This window comes from Streptomyces sp. SCSIO 75703, from assembly GCF_036607905.1.
In the GTDB taxonomy this organism is placed as follows: Bacteria; Actinomycetota; Actinomycetes; order Streptomycetales; family Streptomycetaceae; genus Streptomyces.
The window spans coordinates 3,386,659-3,408,856 of sequence record NZ_CP144555.1; the positions used below are offsets into that span (position 1 = coordinate 3,386,659).

Here is a 22,198-nt window from a genome sequence, read left to right on the forward strand (position 1 = left end):
CCCGCAGAGGACGCCGTGGCCACACGCACCCGCACCGCCGAACGGTACGCCAGGGGCCTCGCCGCCGCCGTGGCGGCCGTGGCCTGCCTGTTCCTGGCCGGAACCGCGAGCCAGACCCGTACGGCCGAGCCCGCCTCCCCGGCAGCCCCGCCCCAGCGGGACACGGCCCCCATGGCCGACTCCCTGAACCCCTTGAATCCCTGACGGGCTCGCCCCGCCAGGAAGCCCGGGATGCCGCCGGGGAGCCCGGGTGGCCACCGGTACCTTCGCGCGGCGTGAGGCGGGTGTGGCGGCTGAGCCGGGTGTGGCGGCGTGCTGGGCGTCCGGTGTGAGCCGGTGTGCCCGGTGTGGTGGCTGGCCGGTGCGGTGGCTGCCCGGTGTGGCAGGTGGCAGTTGTGGCAGGTGCCCGGTGTGGCGGGTGGCCTGCGCACCCGGCGCGGGTTCCCGGCGGTGGCCGGAAGGGCACCGGTCGCCGTACGCGGGCATTTCCGGCGGGGTACCGGCCGGGCGTCCGCGCCGGGCGGGTCCGGGCCCCCGGGTCCGGACTCCCCGGGTCCGGGTTTCCTCGGGTCGGGGCTCCTCGGGTCAGGGCTGGGACTGGAGGCGGTGGAGTTCCCGGTGGACGTGGGCGAGGGCGCCCTCCCGGCGGCCGGGGACGTGACCCCGGAGTACGGCGAGGGCCGCGCCCAGTTCGCGGGCCTGCGCGGCGGAGGTGATGCGTCCCCACTGGTGGTGGGCCCGGTCGACGGCGGCCTCGACAGCGGGGGCGTCCGGCGCCTGGCCGGCCCGGAGGCGGGCCTCGGCGACGGTCAGCCAGGCGCGGCAGCTCCGCACCGGGTCACCGGCGAACATCGCCAGGTCGGCCCGGACCTCCGCCCAGTGCAGGGCGTCCTCGGAGGCGGGTCCGCGTGCCTGCGCGGCGGCCCGCTCGTGGTGGGCGGCGAGCGCGTCGGCCTCCGTGTGCCGGCCCGCGCGTACGGCGTCGGCGACCCGGGCGTGGGGGTCCCCGGCCGCGGGTCCCGGAGCGGTCAGCACCAGGCCGGGGCCGGCCGCCGCGTCCTCGGCGGCGAGGCGGGCCAGCACCTGCTGGTGGAGCAGGTCCGGCGGCGGCCGGTGTCCGCTGCGCAGGATCGTGGCGAGGGTGCGCATGTACGACGGGGAACCCATCGTCCGCCGGGAGGGCGGCGGTGCGATGCGGCCGTAGACGGCGTTGTTCCGGCCGGAGTCCAGGGGGAGCGACGGGGTGGGCCGAGGTGCCGCCTGGGCGGCGGGCCGGGGCGGGGTGGGCAGGGGGCCCGTGGGGGCTGCGGGCGCTGCGGGCGCTGCGGGCGCTGCCGAGGCTGGGGGAGCTGGGGGAACCGAGGGCGGGGGTGTGAACCCGTGGGAGGCTGTGAACTCGGTTGTCCGCGTTGACCCATGATCGCCGGGGCGTCCTGGTGCCTCTGTGAACCCGGGCGGAGCTGTGAACCCTGATGAGGCCGTGAACTCTGCTGGGGCTGTGAACTCGGGGCGGGCTGTGAGCCCGTGAACCGAAGCGTTCCCGGAAGATGCTGTGAACTCAGGTGTCGGTGTGAACTCCGGCGCCGGGCCTGGCCCGGCGGTGCGGTGGGCCGCTGTGAACCCGGGTGGCGGTGTGAACTCCTGTGTCGGCGCGGGCCCGTCGGGCGCTGTGAACTCCGGTGACGGTGTGAACCCGGCTGCCGGTGCCTGCCCCGCCGGGGGTGTGAACTCTGGTGAGCCTGTGAACCCCGGCGGCGGAGTCCACCCGTGTTCCGCCGCGGGCTCCCGCACCGGTGTGAACCCCGGTGGCACTGTGAACCCACTGGGCATTCCAGCAGCCTCACCAGGCACCCCAGCCCCACCAGGGTGCCCACCCCCACCATGCGCTCCAGCGGCCTCACCAGGTTGTCCAGCTCCACCAGGCACCCTCGCCCCACCAGGCACCCCAGCCCCGGCCGTCGTAGCGGCAGCAAAAGCCCCGCCAGACCCAACGGCCGCCGCCCCACTCCCGGCAACACCGGCACCGGCCACACCGGCACCGGCCATACCGGCACCGGCCTCGCCCACGCCGGCCCCGCCGGCCCGTCCCACACCGGCCCCGGACGCCCCGGCACCGGCCAACGCACCACCGCCCGCCACCGCGCTCCCGGACACCCCGGACACCCCGAACGCCCCGGACGGGCCGTCCCCGGGCGCCCCCGCCGTCCCGCCGCCCGACGACTCCCGGAGCCACCGCCACGTCTCCTGGTCCGCGTGCAGGTCCAGGAACAGCGTCGTCGCGCCGCTCGGCCGCAGCCGCAGTTCCTCGCGGATCCAGTGCCACGGCAGCGCCGTGTACCGCATCGTCGCCGCCGTCGTCCGGGCCAGCGCGAGGTGCGGCAGACGCTGGCGCCGGTCGAGCTGGAGCTGCCCGGCGATGTACACCGTCAGCGGGCCCGGTGCCGCCGCCGCGGCGCGCAGCCGGGTCAGGACGGCCTGCGGGTCCAGCGGGTCGGCGAGTTCCACGACGTTCGCCGTCTCCGTGCCGGAGAGCACGGCGGGCGGCACGGCCGCGAGCACGGGGAGGACGGACGCGGCGTCCACCAGGCACCCCCGGCCCACGGGCGACGCCGCGAGCAGCAGCACGGTTCCGGACAACGGACCCTCCCCCGATCGATCACGTACATCAGCACGTTAACCGCTCGTACCCCGCCACGGGGCGCTCACTTCGCGACCCGCCGCACGGCGAAGATCGTCGTGTCGTCGACCAGCAGCCCCCGGCAGTGCCGCAGCGTGCCGTCGCGGACCAGGGCGACCAGCCGTTGCGGCACGACGACGCCGTCCGGATCGGCGGCGAGGGCGCGGACGATGTCCTCGGCCGGCTGGTAGAAGCGGCCCTCGGGATCGCGGGCCTCCGTCACCCCGTCGGTCATCAGCAGCAGGGTCTCGTCGTGGGCGAGGGCCACCCGGCACACCGGCGGCAGCACACTGGGCGCGATGTCGGCCATGCCGAGCGGCAGACCGGCCTCGGAGCCTAGGCGCCGCACGCCGTTGGGGCCGACGACCAGCGGGGGTTCGTGGCCGAAGACCACGGCGTCCACCTCGTCCGGCAGATCCTCGGAGAAGCCGACCAGCACGGCGGTGGCGAAGCGGTCGCCGTCGCCCTCGGCGTAGCCGAGCCCCTGGCTGTGCTGGCGGTGGCGCAGCAGGCGCTGGTCGAGCCGTTCGGCGACGGTGCGCAGGTCGGCCTCGTGGTAGCCGGTCTCCCGGAAGGTGCCGAGCAGGGCGGACGCCGTCTCCACCGCCCCCAGCCCCTTGCCCTGGACGTCCCCTATGAGGACCCGGGTGCCGTGCGGGCCGAGCTGGATGTCGTAGAAGTCGCCGCCGACGCGGGCCTCGGTGTCCGCGGCCAGGTAGACGGCGGCGTGGTCGAGGCCCCCCCACCCCTGCGGGATCGGGCGCAGCACAGTGCGGCGGGTGGTGTCGGCGATGTCCCGCATGTGCAGCATGCGTTCCTCGCCGCGCACCCGGACGCTGGAGGCGACGACGGCGATGACGCCGCCGAGGAGCACCAGGACGAGTCCCGGCAGACCGGTGTTGTTATGCACCTGCCAGAAGGTGTCGGCGAGGAGGTAGACGAGCACGGCCAGCACGGCGAGCGCGGCCGTCGCCCAGACACCGCAGATGGCGGCGGCGATACCGGGCACGAGCACGGTCCAGGAGATCACCTGGAACGCCCCGGTGGTGACGTCGACGGCGGCGATGCCCCCCAGCAGCGCCAGGGGGAACAGCCACGCGATGCTGCGCCCGCGGACGCTGAACAGTTCGTGCCGCAACTCGACGTCGGTCCGCCCGACCAGCCGGCCGACGAACTGCCATCGGCCGGTCACCCGCCTGTGGACACGACCCCTCACGCGCCCCAGCGAAGCACGCGATCCGGTCCCCCGCATCCCGGACTTGCCAGGCGGCCGATCCGGGTGTGCTCTGGTAGCCGGGACGTGGAGAGAGGAGTGCTCTCATGGCGCACCAGGCACTACCGACGTCCGGTACCCCCGGAACCGCGCGCGGCCCGTCCGCGAGGCCGCGCGCAGCCCCCGACGTCTTCGGCGAGCGGACCCATCTGGCGGCCCACTGGGTGCTCCCCGTCGTCCTGGGGCTGGTCTACGGCTACTGGGTGGCGGCCAACCGCCGTTTCGGCGGACCGATCACCGGCTGGAACGTGTTCTACGGCTTCATGGCGGCGCTCGCCTTCGCCGTCCTCTACGCGGCGGTCCGGGCGGTGGCGGGACGGCTGCCGCGCGAGGGCCACGCGGCGCTGTGGGCGGCGTTCACCGGCAGCGCGCTGGGTTTCCTGTACACGCAGACCGGCGTGGCGATGTTCACGTGCATCGGGCTGTCGCTGGTGGTGGCCGCGGCGACGTTCCTCGTCCTCTTCTACCGCTACTACACCCACGAGGACGCGGCGGGCCGCCGCACGGCCTGACGCCGCACGGCCCCACCCCGTACGGCCTGACGCCGCACGGTTCCCGCCCGGGTCTCCGGGCGGGGCCGGGCGGCGCACGGTTCCCGCCCGGGTCTCCGGGCGGGGCCGGGCGGCGCACGGTCCGACGCCGTACGGGTCCCGGCGCACCGGACGCGGTCCCTCAGCCCGGTCGGCGCACCGGACGCGGGCCCCCAGCCGCCCTGAGGCACCCGAGCCGCCGGCAGGCCGGCGGGCGCACGTTCGGCGGGGCGGGGAGGGCCATATGCAGTCGCCCGGCTCGCCCGCCCCGCGCGCCGGGCGTTGCCTGGAAGGGTGTCGCCACGCCTGCGGAGCCGTCTGTCGGCCCTCCTGACCGTCCTCGCCTGCCTGCTCGCCCCGTGCGGCGCGCTGGCCGCGTGGGCGGCGTACGGGCTGGGCGACACGGGCCGCTACGTCGCCGCGATGGCGCCCCTGGCCACCGATCCCCACGTGCGGGAGGCGGTGGCCGACGCGGTGGGCGAGGGGGTGCTCGCGGAGGTGGAGACGGCCGGGGCGCGGGACACCGGCGTGCCGGGCGCCGGGCAGGCCGTGCCGGCGAGCGACGGCGTGCGCCTGTTCGTCCGGGACGCGGCGCGGTCGTTCACCCGGACGGCGGCGTACCGCGCGGGCTGGGACGCGGCCAACCGCACCGTGCACGGCGCCGTGCTGCGCGCCCTGCGCGACGAGCGGACCGGCCGCGCGGTCACCGTCGACCTCGCCCCCGTCACCGCCCGCGTCCGCGACCGGCTGGCCGAGGACCACGTGCCGATGGCCGACCGCATCCCCGTCCGGCCCACCCCGGTCACCGTGCTCCCGGCCCACGACGTGGACCGGCTCAGGAAGGGCTACCACGTGGTCGACGTCGCCGCGTTCTGGCTGCCGCTGGCGGCCGTCGTCTTCGCCGTGGCGGGCATCGCCGTCGCCGCCTGCCGCCGCCGGGCGGTCACCGCGACCGGGCTCGGCACCGCGCTCGGCGGCGGGCTGCTCGCGCTCGCCGTCGTGGTCGGCCGGCGGCTCACCGTCGCGGGCCTGCCCGGCCCGGTGGACGGCCCGGCCGCGGGCGCCGTCTACGACGCGCTCACCGCGACGCTGCGGACGGCGGCCTGGGTCCTGGTGGGCCTCGGCCTGGCGGTCGCCGTGCTCTCCTGGCTCGCGGGCCGCCTCCGCGCCCGCCGCCGGGTACCCACCGGGCCGGCCGTCGGCCCCGCGCCGAGCCGCGCCCGCCTCTGACCCGCCGGGGACCGGCCCCGCGCCGTCCGGCCGGGCCCGGCCCCGCCCACCCCGGACGGGAACCTTCCGTCCGCCCCGACCGTCCTCCGGACGGAAGGACCCCGGTCCGCCCCGGACCACCCGGCGCCCCGGCCGGACGCAGTACGCGCCGCCCGCGCCACCCCAGGGCAGCGCCCCAGCCGAGCGGAAGGCGGCACGTGGACACCGACACGGCGGCGGCCGGCGACCGGGAGGAGCCCGGTTCGCAGCGTCCGGACCGCCGGCCGGGCCGCGGGCCGCGGGCCTGGTGCGGCGGGCTGCTCCTCGCCGGGGTGAGCGCGGTCGTCGCCTGCCGGGCCGCCGACACCGACGGCGTCACGCCGGTGCCGCAACTGCTCGCCTTCCTGCCCTGGCTGCTGGTCCCGGTCGGCCTCGGCCTGCTGCTGGCGCTGCGCGCCCGCTGGTGGACCGGCCTGGTGTGGGGCGTGGCGCTGCTGGGACTGCTCGCCTGGTACACCGGGCCGTACGGGAAGACCGGCGGGCCCCCGTCCGGTCCGCCCGTCGCCGAACTGCGGGTGCTGACCTCGAACGTGGAGTTCGGGCGGGGCACGTCCGCGCTGATCGCCACCGTGCGCCGCGAGAGGCCCGACCTGGTCTTCGTCCAGGAGTGCGACCCCGGGTGCGAGGCCGCGCTGCGAGAGGGGCTGGGGGACGACTACCCGCACCGCAGCGCCGTCCCCGGCGGCGGCTCCGAGGGGTCCGTCATCCTCGGCGCCCACCCGCTCACGGCGGCGCCCGGCGTCCCCGCCACGATGGGCATGCCCGCGGCCGTCGCCGACGTGCGCGGCCACGCCGTACGTCTGCGGCTGGCGCACCCGATGCCGCCGCTGCCGGGCCAGGTGAGCCTGTGGCGCACGGAACTGGGGGCGTTGCGCGACGCCGCCGCCGGGGACGGCCGGGGGCCCGCCATCCTCGCCGGCGACTTCAACGCCGCCCAGGACCACGCCGCCTTCCGGCGCCTGCTCGACACCGGGCTGACGGACGCGGCCCGCCTCGCCGGGGCCGACCGCGCGCCGAGCTGGCCGTCCCGGAGCACCCCGGCGTTCGGCGCGCAGATCGACCACGTGCTGGTGTCGGAGCACTTCACCGCGCACCGCGCCCGGTTCCTGCGCCTGGCCGGCACCGACCACCGGGCGCTCGTCGTCGACCTCACCCTGCACGGCGACGGCTGACCCGCCACCGCCCCGCGGGGGGCCGCGGATCAGACGCCGATGCCGGATCCGTCCGCGCGCCACACCACCACGACCGCCGGGCGCACGATCCGGCCCGGTCCGTCCGGCCAGGTGCTGGCCGGCTTCTCGACGGAGGCGCCGTCGACCTCGCCGGGGTGCTGCACGGCGACCAGGACGCGGCGGTCCTGGATGACCGGGCCGCAGGTCTCCGCACCGGTCGGCACGGTCAGGAACTGCTTCAGCTCACCGCGCCGGCTGCCCGTGGTGGCGACGCCGAAGAGGCCGTCGTGGCTGCCGAGCGCGTTGCCGTCGGTGGAGATCCACAGGTTGCCGTGGTCGTCGAAGGCCACGTTGTCCGGGCAGGAGATCGGGCTGACCGCCTCCTTCGGGAATCCCGCGAAGTAGGTCGACGGGTCCTGCGGGTCGCCCGCGACCAGGAACAGCGACCAGGCGAAGGTGGTGCTCTCCGCCTTGTCGCCGCGCTCGGTCAGCTCCAGGATGTGGCCGTGCTTGTTGGCGTTGCGCGGATTGGCCTCGTCCGCCGCCGGGTTGGAGCCGACACCGCGCTTGGTGTTGTTGGTGAGGGCGACGTAGACCTTGCCGGTGCGCGGCGAGGGCTCGATGTCCTCGGGGCGGTCCATCTTGGTCGCGCCGGCCTTGTCGCCGGCGAGCCGGGTGAAGACGCAGACCTCCTCGGCGGTCATGCCCTCCACGTGCGAGACGGCGCCCCGGGCCGTGGCGGTGACCAGCGGGATCCATTGGCCGCTGCCGTCGAACTCGCCGTCGCTCGGCAGCTTCCCGGTGCCGTCGATGTCCCCGGCCGGGGAGTCGCCGGTCAGCTTGGCGACGTAGAGGGTGCCCTCCTCCAGCAGCGTCAGGTTGTGGCGGCGCGCGGCGCGGCTGTTGCCCGGCATCATGCGCTTGCTGCCGACGAACTTGTAGAAGTAGTCGAACCGTTCGTCGTCGCCCGAGTAGACGACCGGACGGCCGTCGCGGGTCATGCGCACCGTCGCCGCCTCGTGCTTGAAGCGGCCGAGCGCGGTGTGCTTGCGCGGCGTGGAGGTGGGGTCGTACGGGTCGAGTTCGACGACGTAGCCGAAGCGGTGCGCCTCGTTCGGCTCGCGGGCGATGTCGAACCGCTCGTCGAACCGCTCCCACTTGCGCTCGGTGGCGCCGGTGCCGATGCCGTACCGCTTGTCCGTCGGCCGGTCGCCGCCGGTGAAGTACTGGTTGAAGTTCTCCTCGCCGTGCAGCGTCGTGCCCCACGGGGTGGTGCCGCCGGAGCAGTTGTTGAGGGTGCCGAGCACGGTGGTGCCACTGCGGTCGGCGGAGGTCCGCACCAGGGCGGAGCCGGCGGCGGGGCCGGTCAGCCGGAACTCGCTGGTGGCGGTGAGCCGGCGGTTGAGGGGGTGGCGGGGGACGGGGGTGAGGTTGCCGGTGCGGCGGTCCTCCTCCACGACGATGCTGGACAGTCCGTGCGCCGCCCACGCGATCTCGACCTGCTCGCGGGTGGGGTTCTCGGGGTCGTAGCCCCGGAACATGAGCACCTCGTCGGTGTACTCGTGGTTGGCGACGAGGACCTGGCGGCCCCGCTCACCGGGCAGCGGCAGCAGCGCGAGGAAGTCGTTGTTGTACCCGAACTGCCCGGCCTGTGCCCTGGCGGTCTGCCGCTCCGGGTCGAAGGCGGGGGCCCCGCGCAGGATCGGGTCGCCCCAGCGGATGACGACGTCCTGGCGGTATCCGTCCGGGATCACCACGGCGTCGCGGGTGTTGGGGGCGACGGGGGTGAAGCGGAGCCCGCGGGCGGCCTGCGATTTCGGCGTTTCCCCGTTGCCCTTGCCGGCGACGGGGACGGCCTGGGCCGGCGGCGCGAGGGCGGTGCCGGCGGCGGTGGCCCCCGCGGCGGCGACGGTGACGACGGCGGCGGCGCGCATCATCGAACGACGGCTGAGCGCGCCCGCGATGACGTCACCGACGTACTCGTTGGAGCTGGTGTTGGGAACCTCCTGGAAGCAGGCGTCACCGCACCGGAAGCGGCAGGTCATGGCGGACCGTCCGCCGGGATGCGATCCGGACGGCGTGGTGATGAGCGGCAGCGGCTTGCGCACTTCGTTCTCCCCTGGCAGACCCTTGGTGTCAGCGCGACCGTAGGGGCACATACGTGCGGGAGCCGGGCGGCGGAATGAACGCCGGATGAACCCGTGGCAGACGGAGGGAAGTTGATCGCCGACCCGGGCTGAACGGTGAGGACGGCTCGTTACGGCTCTTGACGCGCCCCGACTTCCATGGCAGGCCCTGCACAAGATCACAAGCCGGGGCCGCTAACCTTACGTGTCCGTCCTGGCCAGGGATTGACGGGCATCAACTCACGCGAAGGGTTGCGCACATGGGCATTCTCACTCTCCTGCGGAACGCGTTCGGTCGGTCACGCAAAGCAAGGACCGCCCAGGCGGAGGGTGTGACGCCGGAGACGGCGCCGCCGACCGCCCCCGACGACGACGCCGCACCGGCCACCCCGGAGCCGAAGCTCCCCTCCCAGTCCACCGCCCCCACCCCCGCGGCCGAACCGGCCGCTCCGGCCGCCCAGGTCCCCGAGCCCCGGCCGGCCGGCACGGAGGAGCAGGATGACGGGGAGCACGAACTCGTCACCGCCGCCTTCGCCCACATCACGGTCCCCCACCCCACCTCCCCCGAAGGGCCCGAGCGGCCCGAGTCCCCCACGGCCCCCGCCGCGAAGCCGACGGGGGAAGAGCCGGCCCCGGCGCCCGAGCCCGCCCCGACGGCGGAAGAACCGGCCCCCGCCCCGGAGCCGGCCCCCGAGCCCGCGGCGGGGACGGCCACCGAGCCGGAGCCGGCAGACGCACCGGAGGCCCCCGGCCCCGAGGCCGGCCCCGAGCCCGCGGCGGAGGCCGAGCCGCCCGCCCGGCCCGAACCGGAGCCCACCCCGGCCCCCGAGCCCGAGCAGGCCGCCGAGCCCGCCCCGGCCCCCGAACCCCAGCCGGAGCCGGAGCCGGAGGCCGCGACGGAGCCGGCCCAGGCCGCCGAGGAGCCGACGGCCGAGACGGAACCCGCCCCCGAGCCGGAGCCCGCGCAGCCGGCCGCGGAGCCCGCCCCGGAACCGACGGCGGAAACGGAGCCGGCCCCGGCGCCGGAGCCCGCTGCCGAAACGAAGCCGGAGCCCGCCCCGGAGCCGGAGCAGGCGACCGAGCCCACCTCCGGGCCCGTGGCCGAAGCGGAGCCCGAGCCCACCCCCGAACCCGAGCCCACCCCCGAAGCCGAACCCGCGGCGGAGGCCGAGCCGCCCGCCCAGCCCACCCCGGACCCCGAACCCCAGCCGGAGCCGGAGCCGGAGGCCGCGACGGAGCCGGAGGCCCCCGTGTCGGCCCCCGAGCCCGCGCCCGCCGACGGCGAGGACACCCCACAGGCGGCACCCGCACCCGACGACGCATCCCGCACGGGTGGCGCGGGTGGGAACACGGAGGCCGAAGGCGAAGCCGAGGCCACCCCCGCCGACGGAGGCACCCCCGCCGAGGCCACCCCCGCCCCCGCCGGAGGCACCCCCGCCGAGGACTCCCTCCGCGCCCACGACCTCACGGGCACCCGCGCCAAGGTCTACCTCGTCCTCGACCGCTCCGCCTCAATGCGCCCGTACTACAAGGACGGCTCCGCCCAGGCGCTCGCCGAGCAGACCCTGGCCCTCGCCGCCCACCTCGACCCGGAGGGCACCACCGTCCCGGTCGTGTTCTTCTCCACGGAGGTGGACGGCACCGGCGAGCTGACCCCGGACGCGTACGAGAACAAGATCGACGAGCTGCACGGCTCGCTGGGCCGCATGGGCCGTACCAGCTACCACGTGGCCGTCGAAGCGGTCCTCGCCCGGCACGGCGAGGAGCCCGCCGGCACACCCGCGCTGGTGGTCTTCCAGACCGACGGCGCCCCGGACGCCAAGACGCCGGCCACCCAGGCGCTCACGGCCGCAGCCGAGACCCACCCCGGCGTCTTCTTCGCGTTCGTCGCCTTCGGCGACCCGGAGAACAAGGCGTTCGACTACCTGCGCAAGCTGAAGACGCCGAACACGTCGTACTTCCTCGCCGGCGAGACCCCGCGCGAGCTGACCGACGCGGAACTGTACGAGGGCGTCCTCGCGGGCTGGCGCCCGTAGCGGAGACACCCCGCACGGGCACCCGGGAAGGCTCCCCCCGCCCGCACACCCGCCCGCCCCCCGGCCGCGGCCCCCAGGCCGCCGCCGGGGGGCGGGCCCGTTCCGGCACCCGGAACGCGGGTGAGGCGACCTCCCGCGGACCAGTAGGATTTCGCCCATGGCGGCCACTGGAACCGAGAAGCAGGGTGGCAAGGCGTTCTACGTCAGCACCCCCATCTACTACGTCAACGACGCTCCTCACCTGGGCCACGCCTACACGACCGTCGCAGGGGACGTGCTCACGCGCTGGCATCGTCAGCGCGGCGAGAAGGTGTGGTACCTCACCGGCACGGACGAGCACGGTCAGAAGATCATGCGCACCGCGGAGGCGAACGGCGTCAGCCCCCAGGAGTGGGCCGACAAGCTCGTCGACGAGGCGTGGAAACCCCTGTGGGACCACCTCGACATCGCCAACGACGACTTCATCCGCACCACGCAGCAGCGGCACACCGACCGCGTCCGGGAGTTCGTGCAGGACCTGCACGACAAGGGCGAGATCTACAAGGGCGGCTACGAGGGCCCGTACTGCGTGGGCTGCGAGGAGTACAAGCTCCCCGGCGAGCTGCTCGACGGCGAGGGCGAGTACGCCGGTCAGAAGCTGTGCCCGATCCACAAGAAGCCGGTGGAGATCCTCGCCGAGGAGAACTACTTCTTCAAGCTGAGCGAGTACGGCGACAAGCTCCTCGCGCACTACGAGGCCAACCCGGGCTTCATCCAGCCCGAGTCCGCGCGCAACGAGGTCGTGAACTTCGTCCGTCAGGGCCTCCAGGACCTGTCGATCTCCCGCTCCACCTTCGACTGGGGCATCCCGATCCCCTGGGACGACAAGCACGTCATCTACGTGTGGGTCGACGCGCTGCTGAACTACGCCACGGCGGTCGGCTACAACGAGAACCAGGAGAAGTTCGAGGCCACCTTCCCGGCCGACGTGCACCTGGTCGGCAAGGACATCCTCCGCTTCCACGCCGTGATCTGGCCGGCGATGCTGATGGCGCAGGGCCTGCCGCTGCCGGGGAAGATCGCCGCCAACGGCTGGCTGATGGTCGGCGGCGAGAAGATGTCGAAGTCGAACCTGACCGGCATCAAGCCGCAGGACCTGACCTCGCACTTCGGTGTGGACGCCTACCGCTGGTACTTCCTGCGGGCCATCGCCTTCGGGCAGGACGGCTCGTTCTCCTGGGAGGACTTCTCCGCCCGCTACACCAGCGAGCTGGCCAACGACTACGGCAACCTCGCCTCGCGGGTGGCCGCCATGGTCGGCAAGTACTTCGACGGTGCCCTGCCGCAGGCCACGGCGGACGGCGAGGCCGAGCGGGCGATCCACGAGGCGCTGGCCCTGGCCGTCGCCGAGTCCGACCGGAAGATCGGCGAGGAGCTGGACTTCCAGGGCGGCATCCTGGCGATCTTCGACTTCGTCAAGCGGGTCAACGGCTACATCACCGAGCAGGAGCCCTGGAAGGTCGCCAAGGACACCTCCGAGGAGGGCCGCGCCCGCCTGGCGACGATCCTCTACACGGCCGCCGAGTCCCTGCGCGCGGTCGCCGTGCTGCTGAACCCGGTCATGCCGGAGAGCAGCGCCAAGCTGTGGGAGTCCCTGGGCGCCGAGGCGTCCCTCGGGGCGCTCGCGGACCAGAAGGTCGGCGAGGCCGCCGACTGGGGCCGGCTGCCGGCCGGGTCCACGGTCACCAAGGGCGCCGTGCTGTTCCCGCGTCTCGAGGAGAAGCCGAACGCGTAACGGCTCTGCCGCGACCGGGGACCGGGCGGGGGGTTTCCCCCTCCCGGTCCCCGTGTTCTTGCGAGGATCGCGGTACGGCGGCCGGCCGGCCGCCGTACCGCACCGGGGGAGTCACCCATGGCACTGTTCGGCAACGCGCACAGCATCGACCCGGCCCAGGCGCAGCAGGAGTACGCCCGGCTGCTGGGCCACGGCGAGCAGGTGCGGACCGCCTACCTGCTGATCCGCGACACCATCCTCTTCACCGACCGGCGGCTGCTGCTGATCGACAAGCAGGGCATCACGGGGCGGAAGACGGAGTACCACTCGATCCCGTACCGGAGCATCACGCACTTCTCGGTGGAGACGGCCGGGCACCTGGACCTGGACGCCGAGCTGAAGATCTGGATCTCCGGCACCGCGGAGCCGGTGGAGAAGACCTTCACCAAGGGCGTCGACATCTACGAGGTGCAGGCGATCCTCACCGAGTTCGTGGCCCGCTAGGGTCGCCGACGCGACGGGCGGGGCCCGGCACCGGTGTACCGGTGCCGGGCCCCGCCCGTCGTCCGTCGTGGTCCGCCGTCCGTCACTTCGGCTGGGGCTTGCGCACCGTCAGGTGCAGCTCCCTCAGCCGGGCCTCGTCCAGCTCGCTCGGGGCGCCCATCATGAGGTCCTGGGCGTTGCCGTTGAGCGGGAAGGCGATCGTCTCGCGGATGTTGGGCTCGTCGGCGAGCAGCATGACGATGCGGTCGACGCCCGGGGCGATGCCGCCGTGCGGAGGGGCGCCGAAGCGGAGGGCGCGCAGCATGCCCGCGAACTCGCGCTCGACGGTCTCCGCGTCGTACCCGGCGATCTCGAACGCCTTGAGCATGATCTCCGGCTCGTGGTTCCGGATCGCGCCGGAGGACAGCTCGACGCCGTTGCAGACGATGTCGTACTGCCAGGCCAGGATGGACAGCGGGTCCTGGTTCTCCAGGGCCTCCAGACCGCCCTGGGGCATCGAGAAGGGGTTGTGGGAGAAGTCGATCCGGCCGGTCTCCTCGTCCTTCTCGTACATCGGGAAGTCGACGATCCAGCAGAAGCGGAAGACGTTCTCCTCGAAGTGGCCGGCCCGGCGGGCGGCCTCGACGCGCACCGCGCCCATGATCTTGGAGACCTCGTCGAACTCGCCGGCACCGAAGAAGACCGCGTGGCCGGCGGCGAGCGAGAGCCGCTTGGTCAGCTCGGCGACGTTCTCCTCGGTGAGGAACTTGGCGATCGGGCCGGTCAGCGAACCGTCCTCGCCGACACGGACCCAGGCCAGGCCCTTGGCGCCCTGCGAGACGGCGTAGTCGCCGAGCTGGTCGAAGAACTTGCGGGGCCGGTCGGAGACGTCCGGCACCGGCAGGGCCCGCACGTGCTTGCCGGCGAAGGCCTTGAAGGCGGAGCCCTCGAAGATGTCGGTGATGTCGACCAGTTCCAGGAGCGCGCGCAGGTCCGGCTTGTCGGAGCCGTACTTCAGCATCGCCTCGCGGAACGGGATGCGCGGGAAGGGCGAGGTGACCTCGCGCCCCTCGCCGAACTCGGTGAACAGCTCGGTCATGAGCTGCTCGACCGGGCGGAAGATGTCCTCCTGCTCGACGAAGCTCATCTCGACGTCGAGCTGGTAGAACTCGCCCGGCGAACGGTCGGCGCGGGCGTCCTCGTCGCGGAAGCAGGGCGCGATCTGGAAGTAGCGGTCGAAGCCGGAGACCATCAGGAGCTGCTTGAACTGCTGGGGCGCCTGCGGCAGGGCGTAGAAGCGGCCCGCGTGCAGCCGGGAGGGCACGACGAAGTCGCGGGCGCCCTCGGGGGAGGTGGCGGTGAGGATGGGCGTCGCCATCTCGTTGAAGCCGAGGGCCACCATCTTGTGGCGGATGGCCGAGATGACCGCGGTGCGCAGCATGATGTTGCGGTGCATCCGCTCGCGACGCAGGTCGAGGAAGCGGTACTCCAGGCGCCGCTCCTCGTTGACCCCGTCATCGGTGTTGATGGTGAAGGGCAGCGGCTGGGCGGCGCCGAGCAGCTCGACCTCGCCCACCTCGACCTCGATCTCGCCGGTGGGCAGCTCGGGGTTGACGTTCTCGGCGCCGCGGGAGACGACCTTGCCGTCCACGCGGACGGTCGACTCCTTGGTCATCCGGTCCAGCGCCTCGTACGCCTCCGTACCCGGACGGGCGACGAGCTGCGTGATGCCGTAGTGATCGCGCAGATCGATGAAGAGGATGCCGCCCAGGTCTCGCCGATTGTGCAGCCAGCCACTCAGCCGGACGTCGGTGCCGACGTCAGAGGCGCGGAGCTCGCCGCAGGTGTGGGACCTGTACCGATGCATCGTCGTTCATCCAGTCTTCGCGGATCGGGGTCTGGGGATCACGGTGCCTCACGGCGTCGCACGGCCCATGCGCTCACGGTCCGTGTTTCACGTGAAACAACCCCAGCGTACCGGGGACTCATGGCCTGCTTCCTCCCACTTGTCGAGCGGGCGAGCGGTGGCAGCCCCCGATCACCTCTTCTTAAAGTGGGGCAATGCGCACTGGTGAGCCCCTGCCCGAGGTGGGGGACGTCCTGGCGGCTCTCGCCACCGGCCTGTGGCAGTGGGACACCGCCACCGGAGAGGTCACGGTCGACGCGGAGGCCGCCCGGCTGCTCGGGCTGCCGGCCCGCGGCGTGCGGCTCACCGAGGTCCAGGTGCGGGCCCGGCTGCACCCCGAGGACTGGAACGAGATCACCGGTGTGGTCCGGCTCGCCGCCGTCGAGGGCACGCTCGCCGAGGTCCGGCTGCGGATCATGGACGAACGGGATCACGTCGTCCGGATCGTGCGCAGCCGCTCCCGGCCCACCTTCGACCCCGTCCGCAAGGCGTACGAGCTGATCGGCACCCTCCAGGAGGTCGCCCAGCCGGAACCGGGCACCCCCGCCGGGCGCCGGGCGGTCACCGGCGACTGGCGCCGCTCGCGCGAGGCGTTCCTGCTGGACGCGGGACGGGCGCTGGCCGAGGCCCGGTCGACCCGGGAGGTGCTGCGGGTCGCGGCGGGACTGGCGATGCCGGGGTTCTCCCCGGAGGGGCTCGCGGTGTTCGGGGTGGAGGGCGACCGGCTGACCATCATCGGCCACCACGGACAGCAGGACGGCGACGAGGTCCCCTTCGCGAACATGCCGCTGGACACCGACTACCCGGCGGCCGAGGTGGTCCGCACCGGCCGCGCGGTCTACCTCTCCTCCCCCGAGGAGTACCGCACCCGCTACCCGCTCACCTGGCCGCTCGCCGAGCCCTTCGACCGCCGTTCCTGGGCCTTCCTGCCGCTGACGGTGGCGGGCCACACCATGGGCGCCTGGATGGCGGGCTTCACCTACCCGGTCGGCTTCACCCCGGACGAGCGCTCGGTGCTGACCACCGTCGCCCGGATGCTGGCACAGGCGCTGTCACGGGCCGGGGCGGCGGAGACGCAGCGGGAGCTGACGGACGGGCTCCAGCGGTCCATGCTCCCCGTGCTGGGCCCCGACATCCCCGGCGTGGACATCGCCGCCCGCTACGTGCCGACCGGCGGCGGGCTCCAGGTCGGCGGCGACTGGTACGACCTGATCCCGCTGCCCGGCGACCGTTTCGCCCTGGTCATCGGAGACGTCCAGGGCCATGACGTACGGGCCGCCGGGCTGATGGGCCAGTTGCGGATCGCGCTGCGCGCCTACGCCGCCGAGGGCCACCGCCCGGACGCGGTGCTCACCCGCGCCTCCCGCTTCCTGTGCGGCATCAACGGCTCGGACGAGGACCCGGGCGACGTGCGCTTCGCCACCTGCCTCTACATCGAGGTCGACCCGCTCACCGGGACCGCGCACAGCGCCCGCGCCGGGCACCTGGACCCGGTGGTGCGGATGGCGGACGGGACGGCGCTGATCCGGGCCACGGCGGGCGGGCTGCCGCTCGGCATCGACCCGGACGCCGACTACCCGACCACGCGGCTCGCCCTGGAGCCCGGCGACACCCTGCTGCTCTGCACGGACGGGCTGGTCGAGACGGGCGGCCACGACCTGCAGAGCGGCTGGGTCCGGCTGCGGAACGTCCTGGAGCGGCACACCGGCGACCTGGAGGCGCTGGCCGACGCCCTGGTCGGGGTCGTGCACGGCCCGACCTCGTACTACACGACCGGGCCCCTCGTGGACCGGCGCGAGGACGACATCGCCCTGCTGCTCCTGTGCCGCCAGGACGTGGCGGCCGGGGCCGGCGGGGCCCCGGCGCGGCGGCCCCCGGTCCGGCGGACCATGCTGACGATCGCGCAGGCCGAGCCGGAGCGGATCGCCGCCGCCCGCGAACACCTGCGGGACCTGTTGTACGACTGGCCGGACGGCGAGCAGCGGGACGCGGCGGTGTTGCTGCTCTCCGAGATGCTGACCAACGTCCTGGTCCACACCGACGCCGACGCGCTGCTGGTCGCGGAGGTGACCGGGGAGCCCGGCGAGCGGCGCATCCACGTGGAGGTCAGCGACTCCGGCAAGGAGCTGCCGCACAAGCGGCGGCCGGGGGAGATGGCGTCGTCCGGGCGCGGACTGGTGCTGATCGAGATGCTCGCGGACGCCTGGGGCGTCGCCCCGCGCGGCACCGGCAAGAGCATCTGGTACGAGGTCTACGAGTCCGGTGCCCCGGCGGAGCCCGGGGACGTTCCCGGCGGCGGGGCCGCGTAGCGGTCCTGGAGTTCGTGCACGATGCCGAAGGCCGCCGCGGTGAGCGGCACGGCCAGGAGCATGCCGAGGATGCCGGCGACGGCGGCGCCCGCGGTCAGCGCGAGCAGCACGACCGCGGGGTGCATCTGCACGGTGCGGCTCTGGATCACCGGCTGGAGCACGTGCCCCTCCAGCACCTGCACGGCGACCACCACCCCGAGCGCCCACACGGCGATGACGAACCCCCGGTCGGCGAGGGCCACCAGCACGGAGACGGTGCCCGAGATGAAGGCGCCGAGGTAGGGGATGTAGGCGCCGACGAAGACCAGGGCGCCGAGGCCGAGCGCGCCGGGGACGCGCAGGACCAGCAGGCCGACGGTGATGCAGAAGGCGTCGATCAGGGCGATGAAGGTGGTGCCGCGCATGAAGCCCTCGACGGCGCCGTAGGCCCGCCGGGCCATGGCCTCGACCGTGTCGGCGCTGTGCGTCGGGGCCACCGCCCGCACAGCGCCGACGGCGCGGTCGGAGTCGCGCAGGAAGAAGAAGACGAGGAGCAGGGCGAGGACCGCGACGGCGGCGGTCTCGCCGACCACGCTCACCCCGCTGATCACCCCGGAGGCGGCGGTGCCGCCGAACTTGGCCAGCAGTTCGCGGGCGTTGGTGGCGAGGTCGTCCAGGGAGGTGCCGGCCGCCCCGAAGTGCTCGGCGATGCCGCGGGCGGCGTGCCGCAGCGAGGCGAGGATCTGGGCGCCGCTGTCGACGAGCGCGGTCACCACGACGTAGACGGCACCGCCGACCACGGCGACGACGGCGACGCAGGTCAGCCCGGCGGCGAGCGAACGCTGCACCCGGGCCCGTACGAGCCGTCGGTGCAGGGGCCGCAGCAGGGCGGTGCCGAGCAGGGCCAGCAGGACGGGCGTGACCGCGGTGCGCAGTTCGACACAGATCCGGATGGCGACCCAGCCGACGCCGCTGGCGAGCAGGAGGACCACGCACCAGGCGGCGAAGCGGCGTACCGGGTCGGGGAGGAGCTGCACAGCCTCCACCCGACCACGCGCCGGGCGGCCTGTCCTGTGCGGAAGGCCGCCCGGGTGACACGGCGTCAGCCGGGGATCAGGCCCCCGGGCCCTCGCCGGACATGCCGTGGACGGCGGGGACCGAGCCCAGACGGCCCTTCTGGAAGTCCTCGAAGGCCTGCTGGAGTTCCTCGCGGGTGTTCATGACGAACGGGCCGTAGTGGGCCATCGGCTCCCGGATCGGCCGGCCGCCGAGCAGGACGACCTCCAGGTCGGGGGTGTGGGAGTCCTGCTTCTCGTCCGCGCGGACGGTCAGCGAGGAGCCCGCGCCGAAGACGGCGGTCTGGCCCAGGTGGACCGGGCGCCGCTCGGCACCGACACTGCCGCGGCCGGCCATGACGTAGGCGAGGCCGTTGAAGTCCTCGCGCCAGGGCAGGGTGATCTCGGCGCCCGGTGCCAGCGTCGCGTGGATCATGGTGATCGGCGTGTGGGTGATGCCGGGGCCCTCGTGGCCGTCCAGCGCGCCGGCGATGACGCGCAGCAGCGCGCCGCCGTCGGGGGAGGTGAGGAGCTGGACGCTGCCGCCGCGGATGTCCTGGTAGCGCGGCGCCATCATCTTGTCCTTGGCCGGCAGGTTCACCCAGAGCTGGAGGCCGTGGAAGAGGCCGCCGGAGACGACCAGCTCCTCCGGCGGGGCCTCGATGTGGAGCAGGCCGCTGCCGGCGGTCATCCACTGGGTGTCGCCGTCGGTGATGGTCCCGCCGCCGCCGTGGCTGTCCTGGTGGTCGAAGGTGCCGTCGATGATGTAGGTGACGGTCTCGAAGCCGCGGTGGGGGTGCCAGGGCGTGCCCTTGGGCTCCCCGGGCGCGTACTCCACCTCACCCATCTGGTCCATCATGATGAACGGGTCGAGATGGCGGTAGTTGATCCCGGCGAACGCGCGGCGCACCGGGAAGCCCTCCCCCTCGAAACCGCCGGGCGCGGTCGTGACGGTGAGCACGGGGCGCGCCACGGCGTCGGCGGGCGCGGATACACGGGGCAGCGTCAACGGGTTCTCGACGGTCACTGCGGGCATGTCGGTACCTCCTCGGGTACGACCACTTTAGTTGAGCGTTGAACTTCTTGCCACTCCCAACCGAGAAAGCCCGGAGGGTATTCCCTCCGGGCTCGCTTCGGCGCGACCACGTCAGCCGCGCGTCCGGCGCGTCATCCGTACATCCGGCGCATGGCGAAATCGACCATCTGTTCGACGGCCTTGGCGTCGAACACCATCCGGTGCTCGCCCTCCATGTCCAGCACGAAGCCGTACCCCGTCGGCAGCAGGTCGATCACCTCCGCGCCGGTGATCACGAAGTACTTGGACTCCTTGCCCGCGTAGCGGCGCAACTCCTTGAGCGAGGTGAACATGGGGATCACCGGCTGCTGGGTGTTGTGCAGGGCGAGGAAGCCGGGGTTGTCGCCGCGTGGGCAGTAGACCTTCGAGGTGGCGAAGATCTGCTGGAAGTCCTCGGCGGCCATCTGCCCCGTCGTGAACGCGCGCACCGCGTCCGCGAGGGAGGGCGGGGACGGCTCGGGGTACAGCGGCGGCTGCTGCCCGTATCCGCCGGACATCGGCTGCTGCGGCGGGGCGTACTGCTGCTGAGGGCCCGCGGTCTGGTCGTAGCCGTACATGCGGCAAAGAGTAACGAGTCACAGATGGACCGCTTGGGGTTGCTTCTTATTACCGACGGGTAGCATCATCGGAACACCAATCGGAACGTGTACGGACGCGAGGAGACAGCGCCTCGCCGATCTCTCAACGGAGCCATCGCCATGGGGCACTACAAGCCGAATCTCCGGGACATCGAGTTCAACCTCTTCGAGGTGCTCGGCCGCGACAAGCTGTACGGCACCGGCCCGTTCGCGGAGATGGACACCGACACCGCCCGCAGCGTCCTCGAGGAACTGACCCGCCTCGCCGAGAACGAGCTGGCCGAGTCCTTCGCCGACGCCGACCGCAACCCGCCGGTCTTCGACCCGGAGACGAACACGGCTCCGGTCCCCGCGTCCTTCAAGAAGAGCTACCAGGCCTTCATGGACTCCGAGTACTGGCGGCTGGGCCTGCCCGAGGCCATCGGCGGCACCACCGCGCCGCCCTCGCTGATCTGGGCCTACGCCGAGCTGATCCTGGGCGCCAACCCGGCCGTGTGGATGTACTCCTCCGGCCCCGCCTTCGCCGGCATCCTCCACGACGAGGGCACCGACGAGCAGAAGAAGATCGCCCGGATCGCCGTCGAGCGCCAGTGGGGCTCCACCATGGTCCTCACCGAGCCGGACGCCGGCTCCGACGTGGGCGCCGGCCGCGCCAAGGCGGTCAAGCAGGAGGACGGCTCCTGGCACATCGAGGGCGTCAAGCGCTTCATCACCTCGGGCGAGCACGACATGTCCGAGAACATCCTCCACTACGTCCTCGCCCGCCCCGAGGGCGCCGGCCCCGGCACCAAGGGCCTCTCCCTCTTCCTCGTCCCGAAGTACCTCTTCGACGCCGAGACCGGCGAGCCGGGCGAGCGCAACGGCGTCTACGCCACCAACGTCGAGCACAAGATGGGCCTGAAGGCGTCCAACACCTGCGAGATGACCTTCGGCGACCGCCACCCCGCCAAGGGCTGGCTGATCGGCGAGAAGCACGACGGCATCCGCCAGATGTTCCGCATCATCGAGTTCGCCCGCATGATGGTCGGCACGAAGGCGATCTCCACCCTCTCCACCGGCTACCTCAACGCGCTGGAGTACGCCAAGGAGCGCGTCCAGGGGCCCGACCTGGCCAACTTCATGGACAAGGCCGCGCCCAAGGTCACCATCACGCACCACCCCGACGTGCGCCGCTCGCTCATGACGCAGAAGGCGTACGCGGAGGGCATGCGGGCGCTGGTGCTCTACACCGCCTCCGTCCAGGACACCATCGCGGTCAAGGAGGCGAACGGCGAGGACACCACCGCCGACCACGCCCTCAACGACCTGCTCCTGCCCATCGTCAAGGGCTACGGCTCCGAGAAGGGCTACGAGCAGCTCGCGCAGTCGCTCCAGACCTTCGGCGGCTCCGGCTTCCTGCAGGAGTACCCGATCGAGCAGTACATCCGCGACTCCAAGATCGACACCCTCTACGAGGGCACCACGGCCATCCAGGGCCAGGACTTCTTCTTCCGGAAGATCGTCCGCAACCAGGGCGCCGCGCTCAACGCCCTCGCCGAGGACATCAAGGAGTTCCTCGCCCTCGCCACCGGCGGCGAGGAGCTGTCCGCCGCCCGCGAGCACCTGGCGAAGGCCGCCGTCGAGCTGGAGGCCCTGGTCGGCCTCATGCTCACCGACCTCGCCGCCACCGAGCAGGACGTCAAGAACATCTACAAGGTCGGGCTCAACACCACCCGCTTGCTGATGGCCTCCGGCGACGTGATCGTCGGCTACCTGCTCCTCAAGGGCGCCGCCGTCGCCGCCGAGAAGCTGCCGACCGCCTCCGCCAAGGACCGGGCCTTCTACACCGGCAAGATCGCGGCGGCCACGTTCTTCGCCGCCACCGTCCTGCCCGGCGTCACCCTGGCCCGCAAGGTCGCCCAGGGCGTCGAGCTGGACCTCATGGAGCTGGACGAGGCCGCCTTCTGACCCCGGTCCGGGCCCGCGCGGCCCGGACCC

General features: G+C 73.5%; 15 protein-coding genes and 2 pseudogenes. 9 read left to right on the forward strand and 8 right to left on the reverse strand.

Annotated features, from left to right (window positions below):
* Window positions 1-15: 15 nt before the first annotated feature.
* Window positions 16-204 (forward strand): hypothetical protein, encoded by a 189-nt coding sequence (locus VM636_RS14765; RefSeq protein ID WP_030421039.1) that lies wholly within the window; start codon window positions 16-18, stop codon window positions 202-204.
* 381 nt (window positions 205-585) lie between these two features.
* On the opposite strand, the pseudogene VM636_RS14770 reads toward VM636_RS14765, so the two are convergent.
* The 3 genes and pseudogenes from VM636_RS14770 to VM636_RS14780 all read right to left on the reverse strand — a co-directional run.
* Window positions 586-1,233 (reverse strand): annotated as a pseudogene (locus VM636_RS14770) (hypothetical protein); the annotation flags it as partial.
* Between the two features lie 993 nt (window positions 1,234-2,226).
* Window positions 2,227-2,637, reverse strand: a pseudogene (locus tag VM636_RS14775) (hypothetical protein); the annotation flags it as partial.
* A 65-nt stretch (window positions 2,638-2,702) separates the two neighbouring features.
* Complete coding sequence (locus tag VM636_RS14780; protein ID WP_030421041.1) at window positions 2,703-3,869, reverse strand: PP2C family protein-serine/threonine phosphatase; 1,167 nt, start codon at window positions 3,867-3,869, stop codon at window positions 2,703-2,705.
* A 128-nt stretch (window positions 3,870-3,997) separates the two neighbouring features.
* Here VM636_RS14780 and VM636_RS14785 point away from each other — a divergent pair, with 128 nt between their 5' ends.
* The 3 genes from VM636_RS14785 to VM636_RS14795 all read left to right on the forward strand — a co-directional run bounded on the left by VM636_RS14785 (window position 3,998) and on the right by VM636_RS14795 (window position 6,921).
* On the forward strand, window positions 3,998-4,462 hold the full coding sequence (locus VM636_RS14785; RefSeq protein WP_338484767.1) for a hypothetical protein: 465 nt from the start codon (window positions 3,998-4,000) through the stop codon (window positions 4,460-4,462).
* 312 nt (window positions 4,463-4,774) lie between these two features.
* On the forward strand, window positions 4,775-5,710 hold the full coding sequence (locus tag VM636_RS14790; RefSeq protein ID WP_037858506.1) for a hypothetical protein: 936 nt from the start codon (window positions 4,775-4,777) through the stop codon (window positions 5,708-5,710).
* A 197-nt stretch (window positions 5,711-5,907) separates the two neighbouring features.
* A complete protein-coding gene (locus tag VM636_RS14795) occupies window positions 5,908-6,921 on the forward strand; it encodes an endonuclease/exonuclease/phosphatase family protein (RefSeq protein ID WP_338484770.1) in 1,014 nt (337 codons plus the stop codon).
* Between the two features lie 29 nt (window positions 6,922-6,950).
* Here VM636_RS14795 and VM636_RS14800 read toward each other — a convergent pair whose 3' ends face one another.
* On the reverse strand, window positions 6,951-9,029 hold the full coding sequence (locus VM636_RS14800) for a PhoX family protein (protein ID WP_338484772.1): 2,079 nt from the start codon (window positions 9,027-9,029) through the stop codon (window positions 6,951-6,953).
* Between the two features lie 278 nt (window positions 9,030-9,307).
* On the opposite strand from VM636_RS14800, the gene VM636_RS14805 reads away from it, so the two are divergent.
* The 3 genes from VM636_RS14805 (at window position 9,308) to VM636_RS14815 (ending at window position 13,340) form a co-directional block, all read left to right on the forward strand.
* A complete protein-coding gene (locus tag VM636_RS14805) occupies window positions 9,308-11,083 on the forward strand; it encodes a VWA domain-containing protein (protein ID WP_338484774.1) in 1,776 nt (591 codons plus the stop codon).
* A 157-nt stretch (window positions 11,084-11,240) separates the two neighbouring features.
* Window positions 11,241-12,857: a methionine--tRNA ligase gene (gene metG, locus VM636_RS14810; protein ID WP_030421047.1), complete on the forward strand. Its 1,617-nt coding sequence runs from the start codon at window positions 11,241-11,243 to the stop codon at window positions 12,855-12,857.
* Window positions 12,858-12,974: 117 nt separating this feature from the next.
* Window positions 12,975-13,340, forward strand: a complete 366-nt coding sequence (locus VM636_RS14815; protein ID WP_030421048.1) for a PH domain-containing protein — start codon at window positions 12,975-12,977, stop codon at window positions 13,338-13,340.
* Window positions 13,341-13,422: 82 nt separating this feature from the next.
* Here the strand turns inward: VM636_RS14815 and aspS are convergent, their stop codons facing one another.
* The gene (gene aspS, locus VM636_RS14820; protein WP_030421049.1) at window positions 13,423-15,186 is read right to left on the reverse strand and encodes an aspartate--tRNA ligase; all 1,764 of its coding nucleotides are present in this window, start codon (window positions 15,184-15,186) and stop codon (window positions 13,423-13,425) included.
* A 194-nt stretch (window positions 15,187-15,380) separates the two neighbouring features.
* On the opposite strand from aspS, the gene VM636_RS14825 reads away from it, so the two are divergent.
* Entirely contained in the window at window positions 15,381-17,534 is a 2,154-nt protein-coding gene (locus tag VM636_RS14825) for a SpoIIE family protein phosphatase (RefSeq protein ID WP_030421050.1), read from the forward strand.
* Here VM636_RS14825 and VM636_RS14830 read toward each other — a convergent pair.
* The 3 genes from VM636_RS14830 to VM636_RS14840 all read right to left on the reverse strand — a co-directional run bounded on the left by VM636_RS14830 (window position 17,477) and on the right by VM636_RS14840 (window position 20,200).
* The gene (locus VM636_RS14830) at window positions 17,477-18,550 is read right to left on the reverse strand and encodes an AI-2E family transporter (protein WP_030421051.1); all 1,074 of its coding nucleotides are present in this window, start codon (window positions 18,548-18,550) and stop codon (window positions 17,477-17,479) included. The two genes, VM636_RS14825 and VM636_RS14830, sit on opposite strands and share 58 nt — an antisense overlap.
* 76 nt (window positions 18,551-18,626) lie before the next feature.
* Window positions 18,627-19,604, reverse strand: a complete 978-nt coding sequence (locus VM636_RS14835; RefSeq protein ID WP_030421052.1) for a pirin family protein — start codon at window positions 19,602-19,604, stop codon at window positions 18,627-18,629.
* A 131-nt stretch (window positions 19,605-19,735) separates the two neighbouring features.
* On the reverse strand, window positions 19,736-20,200 hold the full coding sequence (locus VM636_RS14840) for an SseB family protein (protein WP_030421053.1): 465 nt from the start codon (window positions 20,198-20,200) through the stop codon (window positions 19,736-19,738).
* A 141-nt stretch (window positions 20,201-20,341) separates the two neighbouring features.
* Between VM636_RS14840 and VM636_RS14845 the strand changes: the two genes are divergently transcribed.
* On the forward strand, window positions 20,342-22,168 hold the full coding sequence (locus tag VM636_RS14845) for an acyl-CoA dehydrogenase (RefSeq protein ID WP_030421054.1): 1,827 nt from the start codon (window positions 20,342-20,344) through the stop codon (window positions 22,166-22,168).
* Window positions 22,169-22,198 lie beyond the last annotated feature (30 nt).

Coding starts and splice junctions, on each gene's coding strand:
- VM636_RS14825 (WP_030421050.1), top strand. CDS start 15,381: ATGCGCACTGGTGAGCCCCTGCCCGAGGTGGGGGACGTCCTGGCGGCT.
- VM636_RS14845 (WP_030421054.1), top strand. CDS start 20,342: ATGGGGCACTACAAGCCGAATCTCCGGGACATCGAGTTCAACCTCTTC.
- VM636_RS14835 (WP_030421052.1), bottom strand. CDS start 19,604: ATGCCCGCAGTGACCGTCGAGAACCCGTTGACGCTGCCCCGTGTATCC.
- aspS (WP_030421049.1), bottom strand. CDS start 15,186: ATGCATCGGTACAGGTCCCACACCTGCGGCGAGCTCCGCGCCTCTGAC.
- metG (WP_030421047.1), top strand. CDS start 11,241: ATGGCGGCCACTGGAACCGAGAAGCAGGGTGGCAAGGCGTTCTACGTC.
- VM636_RS14805 (WP_338484774.1), top strand. CDS start 9,308: ATGGGCATTCTCACTCTCCTGCGGAACGCGTTCGGTCGGTCACGCAAA.
- VM636_RS14840 (WP_030421053.1), bottom strand. CDS start 20,200: ATGTACGGCTACGACCAGACCGCGGGCCCTCAGCAGCAGTACGCCCCG.
- VM636_RS14815 (WP_030421048.1), top strand. CDS start 12,975: ATGGCACTGTTCGGCAACGCGCACAGCATCGACCCGGCCCAGGCGCAG.
- VM636_RS14785 (WP_338484767.1), top strand. CDS start 3,998: ATGGCGCACCAGGCACTACCGACGTCCGGTACCCCCGGAACCGCGCGC.